This window comes from Streptomyces sp. 3214.6, assembly GCF_900129855.1.
GTDB lineage: Bacteria > Actinomycetota > Actinomycetes > Streptomycetales > Streptomycetaceae > Streptomyces > Streptomyces soliscabiei.
This window is the reverse complement of the sequence record NZ_LT670819.1, coordinates 8,717,676-8,733,564: the sequence shown is the minus strand read 5'-3', so window position 1 is coordinate 8,733,564 and position 15,889 is coordinate 8,717,676. Positions and strand designations below refer to the sequence as shown.

Here is a 15,889-nt window from a genome sequence, read left to right as displayed (position 1 = left end):
CCTGGCAAGCTGCGCGGGTGGGGCGGGCGTCACCCGCCGAACGGCGGGCAGGTTCCGCCGTACGGCGGCGCCCACCGGGACGGCGGATGCGCCGATCATGGGCCGCACGAGCCGCCGCGCATCCGCGTTTCGCGTGAGGAGAAGCCCATGACGTACGTGCCGCCGCCCTTCGACCCCGAACTCGCCGCCGCCCTGGAACTGATCAAGGAGATGATCCAGCCGGGGATGACCCCCGAGGACATCGAGGTCATCCGGCAGGGACCGGGGATCGAACTGCTCGCCGAGCTCGACCTCACCGCGGACGGCGCCTTCGAGGTCGAGGACCGCACGGTGCCCGGCCCCGAGGGCGCCGCCGAGATCTCGCTGCTGATCTGCCGGCCCACCTCTCCGGCCCCAGACCGGCCGCGTCCGGTCGTCTACCACGTGCACGGCGGCGGCATGGTCCTGGGCAACAACCGGGTCGGGGTGGACGTCGCCCTCGACTGGGCGCGGGAACTGGACATGGTGGTGGTGTCCGTGGAATACCGGCTGGCGCCCGAACACCCGCATCCGGCGCCCGTCGAGGACGTGTACGCCGGTCTGCTGTGGACGGCGGAGCACGCCAAGGAGCTGGGCGGGGACCCGGAGCGGATCGTGATCGCCGGAGCGAGCGCGGGCGGCGGCCTCAGCGCGGCACTCGCCCTGCTGCTGCGCGACCGGGGCGGTCCGCGGCCGCTCGGCCAGATGCTGATGTGCCCGATGCTGGACGACCGCAACGACACCCCCTCCAGCCACCAGATGGCGGGCCTCGGCGTCTGGGACCGCACCGCCAACGAGACGGGGTGGGGCGCCCTGCTCGGCGAGCGGCGCGGCGGACCGGACGTCTCCCCGTACGCGGCGCCTGCCCGCGCCGAGGACCTGTCCGGGCTGCCCCCGGCCTTCCTCGACGTGGGCTCCGCCGAGACCTTCCGGGACGAGGTCGTCGCCTACGCCACCCGGATCTGGCAGGCCGGCGGGATCGCGGAACTCCACGTCTGGCCGGGCGGTTTCCACGGCTTCGACGGCTTCGCGCCGCAGGCCGCGCTGTCCCGGTCGGCCCGCGCGGCCCACCTGGACTGGCTGCGCAGGCTGCTCGCCGAGTGACTCCCGCGGGCGGCCCGGCCGCCCGGTACCGGGTGCGGATCCGAAGCGGTCCGTTCCTCGGCGGGCCCGCGTGGCGCATCATGGCCGTATGAAAGAGCTGGCCGGGCGCCTGACCGCGCTGGACCCGGACGCCGGAGCCGCCGTGCAGGTCATCGCCTACTTCGACCGGCTCGCCGAGTCGCGGGCCGGAGTGGAGGCGCTGGTGCGCGGAGCCGCGGTGCTGGCCGGGGTGCCCGCGCGGCTCGTCGACGCCGACCGGCGGGTGCGGATCCGGGTGGAGGCCGACGGGGCCCGCCGGGACACGGACCTGCCGCCGGACCCGGCCTGGCCGTCCACCGGTCTGACGCCCGACGGCGCTCCCGCGCTGTGGCTGGAACGCACCGGCGCCGTGCCCAGCGTCGTGGACGCGGTGATCCTGGAACGGGCGGCCGGCGCGGCACGTCTGGTCCTCGACCGCACGCGCGGACGGGCCCCGCTCGACGATCCCGCGCTTGTCGAAACCCTCCTCGACGCCACGGCCCCCGAGCCGGCCCGGCTGCACGCGGCCCGCCGGCTCGGCCTCGACCCCGCCGCCCCGGCCCGCGCGCTGGCCACGCCCGGCGGCCGGCCCCGGGTGCTGCCCGCGGACGCCCGGGACGCGGTGCCCGCCGGCCGGGCCGGTGTCGGACCCGCCGTGCCGGTGCCGGACCTGCCCCGGTCCTGGGCCGCGGCCCGCACCGCGCTGCGCTTCACCGCGGACGGCACCGCGCAGGATCCCGGGCCCCGGGTCGTGCACGCCGACGAGCTCGGCGGCGTCGCCCTGCTGGCCGACCTCGTCGTGCCCGGCGCCGAGCCGCCGCCGGACGTCCACGCGGTCGAGGCGGCAGCCGCGGACGCCCCCTGGCTGCTCGCCACCCTGTACGCCGTCACCGCCACGGCGAGTCTGCGGGCGGCAGCCGCCGAGGCGAACGTCCACCACTCCACCCTCCAGGACCGGCTGGTGCACGCCGAGCATCTGCTGGGGTGGCCGGTGCGCACACCCCAGGGCCGGCTGCGGCTGCACCTCGCGCTGACGATGCGGCGGCTGGCGCGGCCGTAGCGGCGCTCCCGCGAGGACGGGGCGGCCGCAGAGGCGTTCAACCGATCGGTTGAACGGGGATTCGACCGTACGCCCGTCGTCCGCGCCGTCCGGACGACGCGGACCGGTCGTCGGGCCCGGCAGACTCGACCTCGACCGTGGCGCCCGGTCCTCACCCCCCTCCGAGTCCTGAGAGGTCTCCCCACCATGTCCGGATTCCCCAGCAGAAGGCGTCTCCTCGCGACCGGGGCGGGCGCCGCCCTCGGCCTCGGCGCCCTCGGCGCCGCCCCCGCGTCCGCGGCCACCGCGACCGCGTCGTCCACGTCCCCCCGTCGGACCGGTTCCGGCGCGGAGGAGAGCAGGTCGCTCGACGAGCTGTACCAGGCCGCGCTCGCGGAAGGCGGCAAGCTCGTCGTCTACGCCGGCGGGGACACCCCGACCCAGCAGGACGGCACCAAGGCGGCCTTCCTGAAGGCCTTCCCGGGCATCGACCTGAAGCTGATCGTCGACTACAGCAAGTACCACGACGTACGCGTCGACAACCAGTTCGCCACCGGCACCCTCGTCCCCGACGTCGTCCAGTTGCAGACCCTGCAGGACTTCACCCGCTGGAAGGCCCAGGGCCGACTGCTGCACTACAGTCCCGCCGGGTTCTCGAAGGTCCACGAGCAGTTCAAGGACCCGCAGGGCGCGTGGGTCGCCATCGGAGCGATCGGCTTCAGCTTCATGTACGGCACGGCCGCTGTGGGTTCGGACGCGCCGCGCACGCCGCTGGACCTGGTCGACCCGAAGTGGAAGGGGAAGATCGCCTCGTCGTTCCCGCACGACGACGACGCCGTCCTGTTCCTGTACTCGCTCTACGTCAAGCACTACGGCTGGGACTGGGTGGCCAAGCTGGCCGCGCAGGACGTCCGCTTCGCGCGCGGCAGCAACTCGCCCGGCGAGGCCGTGGGCTCCGGGCAGTACGCGATCGGCGTCGGCGGCTCTGGCGCGCCCCTGGGCACGGGCCCCGTGAAGTGGGTCCTGCCCGACAGCGCCCCGTTCATGGCGTGGGGCCAGCGGGCGGCGATCCTCAAGGCGGCGAAGAACTCCACGGCCGCGAAGCTCTACCTCAACTGGCAGCTGTCCACGGCCGTCCAGCAGAACTCGTTCAGCGGCTGGTCGGTGCGCACCGACGTCACTCCCCCGACGGGTCTGAAGCCGGTGTGGGAGTACCGCAACGCCAACGTCGACGGCTTCCCCCGTTTCATGTCCGACCGGGCCGAGGTGGAGCGTCTGAAGCAGACGTTCGCGCTGTACTTCGGCGAGGTCAAGGGCGAGCCGACGCCGGGCGTGCTCGGGCTGCACCCGGGGGCGTGACCGACGGCACCCGCCGTCCTCACACCGGCCCTACAGCCGACGGATAGACTCGGCACCCCTGTTCGAACGGATCATCGTCCAAGGGCGTCCAAGGGGTTTCTGCCGTGTCCGACCACGCTCCCGTCCCTTCCTCAGTGCGGACCGCCCGCGGAAGCCGGGGAGCGTTGGCCCGTCTGTCGCATCTGACGTTCTTCCTCGTCGTCGGCGCCGGTCTCGTGCGGCTGGAGCAGCTGAGGATCGGTCTGTGCTGGGACATCGTGTCCGTCAGCGGGCTGCTGGCGCTGGTGTACGCGGGTGGGCTCGCGGCGTGGGACCGGCTGGGGCGGTTCGGTCGGCCGGTGTGGATCGCGGCGCTGCTGGCGCTGTGGACGGTGCTCGTCCTGCTCGCTCCCGCGTCGCTCACCGCGGCCTACGTGTGGTGCGCGGTGCCGCTGGCCTGTGTGGCGCTGCGCGCGCTCGGCCGCCGGGCGGCCGCGGTGGCGGTGGCCGCGCTCACGGTCGTGCTGGCCGGTCAACTCATCCGCAGCGGCGGTCAGTTCGATCCGGAGATCGTGCTGATCCCGGTGGCCGCGGTGTGGGGCACGGTGTCCCTCTACCGCACGCAGCAGCGCGACGCCGCCGAACGGCTGCGGCTCGTGGAGGAGTTGCGGGGCACCCGGGACGTCCTCGCCCGGCAGCAGCGTGAGGCCGGGGTGCTGGCGGAACGGACCCGGATCGCCCGGGACCTGCACGACACACTGGCCCAGGAACTCGCCGGCGGCGTCATGCTGCTGCAGGCGGCGGAGCGTGACTGGGACACCCGTCCGGACGTGGCGCGGACCCGGGTCCGGGCCGTCGCCGACGGTCTGCACGCCAACCTCGCGGAGACCCGCAGGATCATCCGCGACCTGACGCCGTCCGCCGTCGACGAGGCCGGTCTGGAAGGCGCGCTGCGGCTGCTGTGCGCTCGCGCGCAGGCGGAAGGGGCGGCGGCCCGGGTGCGGTTCCGGTCGCTGGGCGCGCCCCGCCCCGCCGTGGACGGCCGGACGGCCGCGACCCTGTTCCGGGTCGCCCAGAGCACCCTGGCCAACGTGCGCGAACACGCCCGCGCCGGGAACGTCCTGGTCACCCTGCACCGGCATGCCGACCGGGTGGAGCTCGAAGTACGGGACGACGGAGCGGGGTTCGACGCGGCCCGGGGCGCTTTCGCTTCGGGTCCGGGCCGCGGGCTCGGACTTCCGGCGGCCCGGACCCGGCTGCGCGAGTGCGGCGGCGATCTGGAGGTCGGCAGCGCGCCCCGACGGGGTACCTGGGTGCGGGCCACGGTGCCCACGTCGTCGCCGGTCCGGCCGCCGGTGGGCGCGCCGAGTGCGGTGGCCGGCCGGTGACCGGCGCCGCGTTGCGTCTGCTGCTGGCGGACGACCACGCCGTCGTCCGGGCCGGGCTGCGCGCGCTGCTGGAAGGTGAGCCGGACCTGGAGGTGGTCGCCGAGGCGAGCGCCGGGGAGGAGGCCGTGCGGCTGGCGGCTGCGCTGGTCCCGGACGTGGTGCTGATGGATCTGCGGTTCGCGGGCGGCGGCGGGGCCGGGATCGACGGGATCGAGGCGGTGCGCAGACTGCGGGTCGCGGTGCCGGACGTCCCTGTGGTGATGCTGACGAGTTACTCGGGGCGGGTCGATGTCGTGCGGGCGCTGGAGGCGGGGGCGCGGGGCTATGTCCTGAAGGCCGGTCCGCCCGAGGAGCTGTTCCGGGCCGTGCGCGGCGCGGCCGCCGGAGCGCTCGGCCTCGCCGCGGACGTGGTGGGTGAGCTGGTCGCCCAAGTGCCCGCTCCGGAGCGGGTGTTGAGTGGGCGGGAGGTGGAGGTGGTGCGGCTGCTGGCGGACGGGCTGAGCAACCGTTCCATCGCCGAGGCCCTGTTCCTGAGCGAGGCCACCGTCAAGACGCACCTCGTGCGGGTCTACCGCAAGCTGGGCGCGGACAACCGCGCGTCCGCGGTGTCGGAGGCGGTGCGCCGGGGGCTGCTGGACCTCGCGTGAGACGTACGACGAGGGGGCACCCGGCAACGCGGGTGCCCCCTCGTCGTCTCCCGCGGCTCAGACCTCGGCCTGCTCCGGCGCGAGGGCGTGGTCGGTCGGGTCGGTCGCGTCCTCGTCGGCCGCCGTGGTGCGGGCGGCGGGGATGACGGCGGCGATGGCCGCGGAGACCAGGGCGAGTCCGACGCCGACGAGGAGCGCGGTGCGGAAGCCGTCCTCGGAGGCGAAGGTGTGGCCGCCCCTGGCCGCGCCCCTGACGGCCCGCGCCGGCTATGTCGTCGTGTTCAAGAGCTGACGGGCTCAGCCCAACTGCTGGATGGTGCCGCCGAGTTTGGGCCGGAACTGCTCCAGCAGCTTCGGCTGGGCGCTGACGACCCAGCGGGAGCCCACGAGGTACTTGCCGCCGTAGATGCTGGCGGACTCCAGCCAGGTCTCCTTGTGCTGCTCCTCGGGGAAGGTGGTGATGAGGTAGTCGGCCTCCGCCGTGTGGCAGACGCCCTGGCGCAGCTCGTCCGCCTCGATGCGGATCTTGGCGGTGCAGCCGGTCAGGCCGGCGATCACCTCGACCTTCGCCGGCGCCACGACCCCGGCCGCCGGAGCGGCGGTCACCGCAGGGGGCGCCGGCGTGCTCTTCGCGGACGCGTCGTCCTCGCCGCCGCTGCACGCGGTGGTAAGGGGAAGCAGGGCCAGGCTGCCGGCCAGTGCGGCGCCGCGCACAAGGCGGGCCGTGGACTGCTGAAGCACGTACAACTCCGTTTTCGGCGCGCTTCCCGGCCACGCCTGTGGCCGGGCGTTCGCGAAGAGATACGGGTCAGCGGCCGTGGCCGTTCATTCCATGTCCTCCTCAAGGACGAGTCGGGCGAGGTCCCGCTGGGCGGCGGGGACGGCGCCGGTGTGGGCCAGCAACGGGATCGGGACGTTCAGGGAGTTGCGCAGCGAGGTGTGCAACTGGTCGCGCTGGCCGGGATCCAGCTCGGTCTGGGCGGTGGCCTCGCCCTTCGGCGGGTGCAGGGCCCGGCCCAGGGCCGCCAGCGGTGACAGCCAGTCGGCGCCCTTCGACAGGTCCTCCCCCGGCGGCAGGTCGCCCACCGCCGCGAGAGCGGCACGGGCCACGGGCGCGTCGGTGTGCTCGTCTCCCGCGCCGTCGGTCTGGCTCAGCAGCCCGTTGCCGTAGGAGCGAACGATGTGCAGCTGGGTGTCGTCCAGCTCGGCCGGGAACCGGAGCCGCGCCAGACGAGGGTCGGCGGCCAGCCGTTCGAGCGCGGCCCAGGACCGGACCAGCGGCTCCACATGCAGCGAGCGGGTCGCCCGCAGCCCCAGGTGATGGGCGAGCAGGACCGCGCCCCTGGCATGCAACAGACTGCTTCGGCCGTGCCGCTCCAGCAGGAGGGTCGCGGCCAGGACGTCCGTCAACTCCAGATCCAGGTCGGCCGCCTCGGGATCGGCGATCAGGTGGTACGCGGCCGCTCCGTGCTCGGTGAGCCAGCGCCGCAGGGCCTGGCGGGCGTCGGGCGAGAGCGGGGCCTCGGGTGTGCGCGGCAACAGATACGCCTCGGCGACGACGTCCTGGGCGGCGCAGGTCGCGAGCAGTGCCGCCTGCTGCGCGGCCGCGGTCGTCGCGAAGTCCACGGCGAGGCGTTTGGGCAGGTCCACCCGGTGCCGGCGGCTGCCGACCGGCACCACGCCGACGGTGCCCCGGCCGTGCCCGGTGTCCAGCCGCTCCACCTCGCACCACAGCTGTTCGCCCGACCGTACGCCTTCCTCCTGGGCGGGCCGCAGCTGCACGAGGACTCCGGTGGGCAGGGCGCGTGCCACCCTCGGCCGCGGTCCGTCCGCCGTCCGCTCCCGGTCCTTGCCGGGGGCGACCCGGAGCCGGGTGCCCGGCCGCAGCGCGAGCCGCGCGCGCTCGACGTCGCGCACGTGCAGCACCGACACCGTGTCGTCGGCCAGCCGGCGGACGCGCACGGGCCGTGCGCCGTCGACGAGTGCGGCGCGCAGCTCCCCGGCCGTGGGGTCGGGCAGCCACGAGGCCCGCTCGGCCGGCATCCAGTGCCAGCGCCGGTCGCGGTCCGCCTCCAGCAGCAGACCGTACGGCGGGCGGTCGGGCCCGTCGGACGGGACCAGCACGCCGCGCGGTGTGGCGTGCAGTTCGTCCGCGTGGGGTGACAGCGGGGCGAGCGGCAGGCGGACGTGGAGCACCGGGGCGGCGCCGTCCTGCCGACCGCGGTCGCCGGGGATCGTCGACTGACACCACAGCCGTTGGCCTCGCCTGTTCTCCTGCTCCTCGTGCGGCGCACGGCCGCTGAGGAAGCGGGCGGCCTCGACGGCGAGTTGCTCCGGAAGGCCGGGCACGACCTCCCGCAGGGGCAGCAGATGCAGTGCTCCCCCGCAGCGCACCACGAGGTCGCCGCCGGTCTCGGCCAGCGCGGTGCACAGCATCGTCGCTCTCTCCGGCAGCGTCCCGGCCGGCTGGAGCCGGCGGGACACGATGACGGCCTCCTCGCCCCACTCCTCGATGGTCACCGGCAGACCCTCCAGCTGCTCCAGCAGCGCCTCCGGCCCGTCGGCGAGCAGGTCACGCAGCCAGCCTCCGCCGGGCCATCCGGCCGCGTCCTCGCTCAGCCCGACCCGGCGGTGCGGCAGGCCGAGGAGGGTCGGCTCGCCCTGCGGGTCGAGGCCGAGCAGGGCGCAGTCGCCGGGCGCCGGACCCGCTTCGGGGGCCCCGGAGAGGGTGTTGGCGGCGCTGTCCAGGACGACCGCCGTCGCCCCGGTCAGCGCGGAGTGCAGGAAGCCGCCCGGGGCGAGCGCGGCGGCGGGGTCGATCACGGGGTAGCGGCAACGGAAGTGCCTCACGCCCAGCTCGACGCCGTTCCTGCCGGGCAGCGGTCGGACGGGCAGCCACACCCGGTCCCGCAGGCCGGCCGACCAGGCGGCGCGTGCGCCCGGACGCCAGTCCGACAGCCGCAGTTCGCGCGGTGCGGCGAGCGCGCCCCGAACGACTTCCAGGCGCACCTGGTCGCCCGGCCCGAAGCGGTCCCAGGAGAGATCGGCCAGTGGGTGCCCGGACGGCCCGATGACCAGCCGGCCGTGGACCTCGATGACGGCGCCGGGGCTCAGTTCGAGCCACAGGCCGTAGGCGGCGCCCCTGTTGTCCCGGGCCGGTCCGGCCACGGTGTACCAGGCGGAGCCGGCCGGCCGCGGCACTTCGGTCAGCGTGGTCGCGGGCAGGGCGAAGTTCCTCAGCAGCCGGTCTGACCGGTAGCGCAGGGTCCAGCCGCCGTTGCCGTCGTCGTCGAAGAAGACGGGCGCGCGTCGGCGCTCGGCGGCGCGGGCCCCGGCGGCGCCGTCCGGCCGGGGCTTGGCCCAGTGGGCGCGGAGGTCTTCCACGGAGCCGTCGGCGAAGCTGAGCTGCGACCAGGGGACGGGTCCCTCCGGCGGCTTGCTGCCGCCGAGCCGGAGGGGCCTGAGGACGGCCTCCGCGCTGTCCCTGTTCGTCGTGTCGACCCTCGCGGCCCGCACCTGGGCGCGGGGGCCGGGGGACACGGCCGTCACCTTGGCGCCGGAGCGCAGCAGCACGGCGGTCTGGGGCAGCCGGGTGTCGCGGAGGCGGCTCGCGAGGGCCTCGGCCACTTCGACGGACAGGGCGGGCAGCCCGCGCACCCGGAACGCGGCGCGGCTGTCGCCGAGGCTCGACGACTCCTCGACGACGGCGACGCGGCCCTCCCGGTGCAGATAGGCGTGGTCCGGTCGCTGGGCCCGGCCGACGAACAGTCCCTCGCCGCCGCGCGGGTAGAGCCGGACGATCCCGCCCTTGCCCACCTCGTCGGCGAACTTCCAGGCGTCCTGGGGCAGTTCGAAGACCACACCGGGCAGAACCTCGACCGTGCGCCCCCGTTCGTCGGCGACCACCGCGAGCAGCGATCCTCCGGCCTGCCGTACGGCGCTGACGAGCGTGCGCGCGTCCCTGGCGGGCGCGGAGGTGAGTCTGCCCCGCCAGGTGCCGGGCGTCGTGCCCTGACTCACCTCGACCAGGAAGACGACTCCCCGGTACCGCAGCGCCGGGTCGGACTCCTCGGCTGCGCCGTTGCCATCGCCGCCGACCTCGTCGTGGATGCGGGGCAGGAGGTTGGGCCGTACGGAGAAGTCACGGGGATACACCCGCACCTTCAGCTCGGTGCCCTCGGGCTGGCGTACCGCCTCCGGCAGCTTCAGGGTGAGATAGGTGCCGCCGGCGTCGCGTGTGATGCCGTCCGCGACCATGAAGAGGCGGTTCCTGGCGGGGCCTCGCCCGTCGAGCGCCCCGATGAACCGGGGTTCCACGTAGCGGAAGGTCCGCATCACGCCCTTGGTGGCGAGGTACTGGTCGCGGTCGAAGCGAGCCAGCACGCACAGTTCCGTCGCCTGGGCGCTGTCCCCGAGCAGCCGCAGCACCTTCTCCCGGTCGGACCTGGACAGGTGCGCGGCGATGTTCACGTCCTGGAACCGCTCGTCGGCCCGCGGCAGGAAACGGGGCGTCAGCCTGACCCGGCGAATCCGCACCTCGCCAGTGCTCGGGTCGGCGAAGACGGTGACCTGGTGGACGAAGCCGTCGTCCTGTGCCTCCTGTGCGACCCGGGTACCGGCCTGGACCCGGATGTCGCCCGACCGGAAGTCCACCGTGACCCGGCCGGACGCCTCCTCGCGGTACCTCAGCCGCACCAACTGGTCGCCGTGGAACAGCGGGAACGCCTCGCCGCAGGGCTTGCCGTCACAGGTGAGTTCACCGGGGCGCAGCGCGACCGTGTAGCCCCGCCCCCACTCGAAGTGCCACAGCGTCTCCCCGCCCTGCCGGAAGGTCCCCACGTAGTGGAGCCTGCGCCGCAGTTCGCACACGCGGCCCTTCTTCGCGGAGAGCGTCGTGGACAGGTAGTGGGCGAACTGCGCCGCGTCGAGCGGGGGCACCTGGCGGGTCGAGGCGACGAGGTCGCCGTTCTCCACGACGATCAGCGCCCTGACGTCGTTCAGGGAGTACCGGACCGCCCGTACGAAGGGAACGTCGTCGCGGCGTACCGGGATCTGGTGCCCGCGCACGGTCAACGTTCTGCCGCTGAGCGCGCCCGTCTCCGTCAGGGGCTTCCCGGCGTCGTAGCCCTGGCGCCAGAGGTCCTCCTCGGTGCGCGGCCGGTCCGGGGCGGCCCTCTGCTTGGTGCGGGGGCCGGGGCCGACGTCGAAGCAGCGGCGCAGCGCGATCGGGCTTCCGTTCATCGGCTCGTCCGGGCCGTCCGAGGCGAGCTCGAAGTGGATCCCCGTGATCGGGACCTTGCCGGCCACGATCCTGCCGGCCAGGGCGGCGGGCACGATGCCCACCGCCGCGGACGTGCCGATCCCCGCGAGCAGCAGCGACATCTGGCGGGAGCGGACCTGGCACGTGCCGAGGGCGACGCGCACGACGACCCGCGTGCGGGGGCGTTCGGCCGGCGGCGGGGCCAGGACGATCTCGCCGGTGCGCCGCTGGGTGTAGAGCGCGGACTCCTGTTGCCCGGGGCGGCCGACGGGCCCCTGGAACTCCCACGACCCACCGGGCGGCGCCGAGGCTTTCCGCACCTGGTGCAGCGCGGTGCCACGCACCTGTCGCGGGGTGAACAGCCAGCCGTCCTGGGTGCGTGTGCCGCGGAACGTGGTGCCCGCGTCGCGGACGGGTGCGCGGAAGGAGGCGGCGGGCAGCGCGCACAGCCGCGGCTCCTCACCCGGCGCGCGCAGCCAGACGTCGTAGGAGTCGACCGAGCCGTCGAGCAGCGGAATCAACTGGACGACGACGCCCTCCACCCCGGTGTCGGGAGGTGTGCTCGTCCCCAGGCGCGTGCACAGCTCCCGGTCCGGGAGGGGGACCGCGTCCCGGTCGGACCGCGCGGGCACGGGGGTGACCCGCGTGACGCTCAGCGTGAGGCCGGCGACGGTCCGGTCCTCGAAGAGCAGTCCGGAGCGCTCCAGCAGGACCGGGAAGCCCGCTCCGGCCGTGGCCCCGACCGTCGGCGCCGTGGCGCGGGGCCGGCCCAGGGACCGCACCGGAAACGTGTCGCCCGGTTCGATCTGCCAGAACGCGTCGAACCGCGCCCCGCTCGGGGGCTGTTCGGCGTCTTCCAGGCGCTGGACGGGCAGCCGGTCGCCCAGCACCCGGGCGGCTCGGGCGCCCTGCTCGTCCCAGGGCCGCGGCTGGAACAGCCGCTCCGCGCCGTCGCCGGACTCCACGCCCTCGACGGTCACCCGAGTCGGAAAGCCCGCGCCCTTCGGATAGCCGGCAAGGTCGTCGACCTGCACCTGCCAGAGGGGCGTCTTGTCCGCCCTGGTGTCGACCTGGTGGGCGGTGGCCCGCCACGGCCGTGCCTCGGGTTCGTCGAAGAGAGCCAGCCAGTCGACGTTGCGGGTGTCGCGGCCCGCACCGGAGGCGAGGGCGGGCCACCGCCCCTCCGCGCCGGCGGGCGGGTCCGGGAGCAGGTCCAGCCGTGGATCGGGTCCCTCGCCCAGCGCCACGTAGACGAGCATCCCGGGGGCGGGCGCGGCGCCGTTCTCCTGGAGTTCGTCCTGTTCGCCGGCGAGCGGTCCACGCGCCGCGGGAGTGAGGACGGCAGTGAGAGCCTCCGGGTCCACCCAGTCCTGGGGCCGCAGCAGATAGCTGCGGCCGGCGACGGTCGAGAAGCGCCTCGCCTCGGACTCCTCGGGGCTGTCCGTCTCCGCGTGGCCCGCGTACACCAGGACCGTCGCGCGCGGGCCGTCCGGATCCCCGTACGGCAGGTCGGCGGCGACGAGTTCGGTCAGCGAGCGGTCGACGGGCAGCCAACGGCTCGTGGCCGCGTCCCAGCGGGCGAGGGTGGCGAGGGCGTCCGGGGCGGCGCTGCCGCCCCGCCGGGCGACCACCTGCGAGAGGTCCGGCTCCCAGAGCACGGCGGCGGCCCCGCCGTCGACCGCGTCACCCGGCACGCCGTCCACGGTGACGCGCACCCTGCCGTCGTCGTTGCGGACGCGCGCGGCGCGCACCTCTCCGTCGCGCGGGTCGGCGCGGCCCGCCCGGCGCGCGGTGTCACCCTCCGCCTGCCGCCAGGTCTCCCGCGCCGGATCCCACACCACCTGCACCACACAGGGGTCGCCGACCTCCAGCTTCCCGCCGTCCTCGGCGGACAGCGGAGTCCCGGCGCCCCAGTTGATCCGTACACCGGCCCCTGCGGCATCACGCGCGCAGACCATGCCCAGGACGGTCCGGGACTGCAGGGCGTCGCGCCATGCCGCGAGGCGCGCCTGCCGTTCGTCCGGGGAGAGAGCGCCGAGATCGGTGGCCCCGGAGCCGTCCCGCCCGCTCTCCTCGGGCTCCAGCTTGCAGGGACCGAGACCGGACCACGGCTCACCGGTGCGGTGGCGCACTCCCCGGGCGACCACCAGCCGGGGGTCCGCCCGCTCGTCCCCGGGACGGCCCGGCAGGCTCAGCGCGTACCGCTCCCACGAGCTGACGAACGTGTCCCCCAGCGTCTTCCCGGGGTCGGACGTCAGTTTTTCGGTGGCCGCCGCGGCGACGAATGCGCGGACCTGGGCGTCGACATCGTCACGTGACCGTCGCCCCTCGATCACCTCCCACGGACCGGTCGTCGCCTCGGAGGCCCGCTGCGCATGCCAGTTACGGCGGCGGATCGCGTAGAGGGCCTGTACCCGCAGCCGGTTCATCCCTTCGGGCGGCAGCGGCCGCGCGGCTTCGGGGACGGGCCTCAACGCGTCCTCCGACAGCAGGATCTGGTAGTAGCGCGGGGCTTCGGCGCTGAAGGCCACGACGCTGCCGACGACCCGTTCCAGGACCCGCCTGACACGGTCCTGGGCGTCCACGCCCCGGTCCGGTGTCCGGAACATCTCCAGGGCCGCCCTGCGGATGAAACGGCCCAGGTGGTTCTTGTGGGTCACGTTGTCCATCAACCGCTGCCAGGACGTGAGCCACTCCTCGCTGTGCCGGATGGTCTCCGGCTGCTCCGCCTGCAGCAGGGCCGCCACCCTGAGCGTCTGCAAGGTCAGCGGGACGGCGCCGATGTCGGTGAGGAACCGCTCGAACGGCTCCCGGTAGTGCTGCCACTCCTGCGGATCGAACGGGTCGGGGACGAGCAGCTCGATGTTCTCCTGGTTGAGCTCCCACGCCTGCGCCGGGTAGCGCTCGGCGACCAGCAGATCGTCCGGGCTCAGGCCCGGCGGTATCGCGTCACCGCGCCGGCGGGCGGCGGCCCGCTGCCCGCTGTGCCTCTCGACGCGCTGGTCCAGCCGGTCCGGCGCCATCCAGTCCCGGTCGATCTCGGCGAGGGCCGCCGCCGTGACGAGATCCGGCGTGAAGTGCTCGCCGAGCGACCTCAGGAACGGCTTGGTGGACCCGTGCTTCTGCCGACGGGCGGCCTTGCCCTCCTTCTGCGCCTTCTCGGCGTCGGCCCCGTCCTCCGCCCGGTCGATGGGCAGGAGGCGGTCGACGGCCGTCGTCAGCAGCCGGCGGGCATGGGGCACACTGCCGTCGAACCAGCGCGGCCCCTGGGCCTCGCCGGTGCCGGTGAGCCGGGCGCCGGCCGCGGAGTCCGTGATCCAGTCCCGCGCCCCGTTGAACGCGGGGCGCGAGAACAGCTGGTACCACTGGGTTTTCTCCTCGGCCTCGCTGACGTCGCCGGGTCCGTCGATCAGGAAGTCCGCGAACAGCGACACGGGGACCTCGGGGTACAGGCCCCGCCCGGCGCGTCCCACGGTGAGATGGCTGTGCATCACCAGCGCGGCCAGGCGGACGTCCACGGTCAGGTCGTCCGGGCGGGACTGGGTGCGCAGGGCGGTGAGGAAGAACCGGCAACTGGGGTCGGTGAAGACGTCCTTGGCGTGGAACAGGAAGGCCACGGCCGGGTCGGTCGGCCGCCGCCCGTCGAAGTCCAGGGTCGGCACCGGGTCGTGGGCCTCGCGCAGGAGCCGCACCGCGATCGGGGCCAAAGCCGTGACCCGCAGCAGGTCGAGGTGGTCCCAACTGCGGTACCAGGTGGTCGGGGACTCCCTCTTGGGCTTGAGGGAGAAGCGGTTGTCGCCCCGCCACATCCAGGGCGAGCACACCACGTGCGGCGGAAGGCCGTCCGGATCGTCGCTCCAGGTGACCTCGGGCGCCCCTCCGGGCCGGTAGGGCCTGCGCACCATCGTGCCGATCCAGTCGACGGCCGTCTGCCGTTCGGAGTCGGTCGCCTCGGCGGACGGCAGGACGGCCAGCGTGCCGTCGAACAGGGTCCGCCTCTCGTACCTGGCGGGCGCGCCCCACCAGCGCGCGGCCGACTCCAGCGCCTGCGCGGGCGCGTCCTCGGCGAACAGTTCCCAGAGGATCAGCTGCCACAGTGCGGTACGCACCCGGGCGTCCGTGAGGCCGTCCGACCCACAGCCCAGCCGGGCCAGCACCTCTTTTCCGCGCGCCCCGACACCGCGTCTGTCCCCCGCCCAGCCACGCAACAGCAGGCCGGTGCCCAGCTCGGTCTCGAAGCGTTTCGCGAGGTCCTCCAGGTCCTGCGGGTCCTCGTCGGAACCGGGGTCGCCGTGCTGGGGGCGGGCGGGGAACCAGGACCGGGCGGCGGCCGTCAGCAGATCGGGTTCGAGGTCCGCCGAGCCCTGCCCCGCGTGCCACACGGCCGTGCGTACGGCGTCGTCCGCCTCCTCCGGGGAGGCGGCCAGGACGGCGTCGACGGCGACGAGCAGCGGCAGCCGCCCCAGCCGGTTCGCCAGCGCGTCGGTGACGACCTCGGGGCGGTCGTCCCCCACGCACAGCTTGGCGGCGTCGTCCGGGTCCTGCGCCACGGCGGCCACGAGCAGGGTGAGGGCGAGCGTCTCGAACACCGTGCCGTCGACGCTCTGGTAGGGGATCGCCTCGGTGGGCACGGACCTGGCCCGCTGGTCGCATTCGCCCAGCAGTGCGGCGACCCGTTCGACGTACGCCGGGTGGTGGGAGCCGTCGAGGGCCTCTTTCAGCAGGTCGTTCAACTTCCGCCGGGTGCCGGCCTGGGCGGGGGCCGCCCACTCGACGAGGCCCTCGCAGAGTCGGGTGGCCATGGCCAGCGCGGCCACACCGAGCGCGCCTCCGCCGGCCTCGGCGTCATCCTGCTCGCCGTGCTCCGGCCGTCGCGCCGCCGCGAGGACGTGACCGAGTCCGTGCAGCCGCAGCGACGGCTCGCACTCCACCAGTTTCTCGACAGCGGCGGCCAGTTGATGCTCGTCGCTCTTCTTCGAGCGCAGGATCTCCAGGATGTCCAGGTAGTCGGCGCTCTGCCGGATGGTCAGACCGAGACAGGAACAGAGGTACCAGGCAGCGAGCACGGACTCTCCTC

General features: G+C 74.6%; 7 protein-coding genes. 5 read left to right on the top strand and 2 right to left on the bottom strand.

What is annotated here, in order from left to right; translation table 11 throughout:
* Window positions 1-147 precede the first annotated feature (147 nt).
* The 5 genes from B5557_RS39360 to B5557_RS39340 all read left to right on the top strand — a co-directional run bounded on the left by B5557_RS39360 (window position 148) and on the right by B5557_RS39340 (window position 5,552).
* Window positions 148-1,122, top strand: a complete 975-nt coding sequence (locus B5557_RS39360; RefSeq protein WP_079663974.1) for an alpha/beta hydrolase — start codon at window positions 148-150, stop codon at window positions 1,120-1,122.
* A gap of 88 nt (window positions 1,123-1,210) precedes the next feature.
* Window positions 1,211-2,200, top strand: a complete 990-nt coding sequence (locus tag B5557_RS39355) for a helix-turn-helix domain-containing protein (RefSeq protein ID WP_079663973.1) — start codon at window positions 1,211-1,213, stop codon at window positions 2,198-2,200.
* A gap of 186 nt (window positions 2,201-2,386) precedes the next feature.
* Window positions 2,387-3,538 carry an ABC transporter substrate-binding protein gene (locus tag B5557_RS39350; protein WP_079663972.1) on the top strand — a complete coding sequence of 384 codons (1,152 nt, stop codon included), beginning with the start codon at window positions 2,387-2,389 and terminating at the stop codon, window positions 3,536-3,538.
* 104 nt (window positions 3,539-3,642) lie between these two features.
* Window positions 3,643-4,905, top strand: coding sequence for a sensor histidine kinase (locus B5557_RS39345; protein ID WP_079663971.1), 1,263 nt, complete (start codon window positions 3,643-3,645; stop codon window positions 4,903-4,905).
* Complete coding sequence (locus B5557_RS39340; RefSeq protein ID WP_079663970.1) at window positions 4,902-5,552, top strand: response regulator transcription factor; 651 nt, start codon at window positions 4,902-4,904, stop codon at window positions 5,550-5,552. Before B5557_RS39345 ends, B5557_RS39340 begins: the two co-directional genes overlap by 4 nt.
* A 297-nt stretch (window positions 5,553-5,849) precedes the next feature.
* Here the strand turns inward: B5557_RS39340 and B5557_RS39330 are convergent, their stop codons facing one another.
* Both B5557_RS39330 and B5557_RS39325 read right to left on the bottom strand, forming a co-directional pair.
* A complete protein-coding gene (locus tag B5557_RS39330) occupies window positions 5,850-6,293 on the bottom strand; it encodes a hypothetical protein (protein WP_231976146.1) in 444 nt (147 codons plus the stop codon).
* 84 nt (window positions 6,294-6,377) lie between these two features.
* The gene (locus B5557_RS39325; protein ID WP_079663968.1) at window positions 6,378-15,878 is read right to left on the bottom strand and encodes a hypothetical protein; all 9,501 of its coding nucleotides are present in this window, start codon (window positions 15,876-15,878) and stop codon (window positions 6,378-6,380) included.
* Window positions 15,879-15,889: the final 11 nt, after the last annotated feature.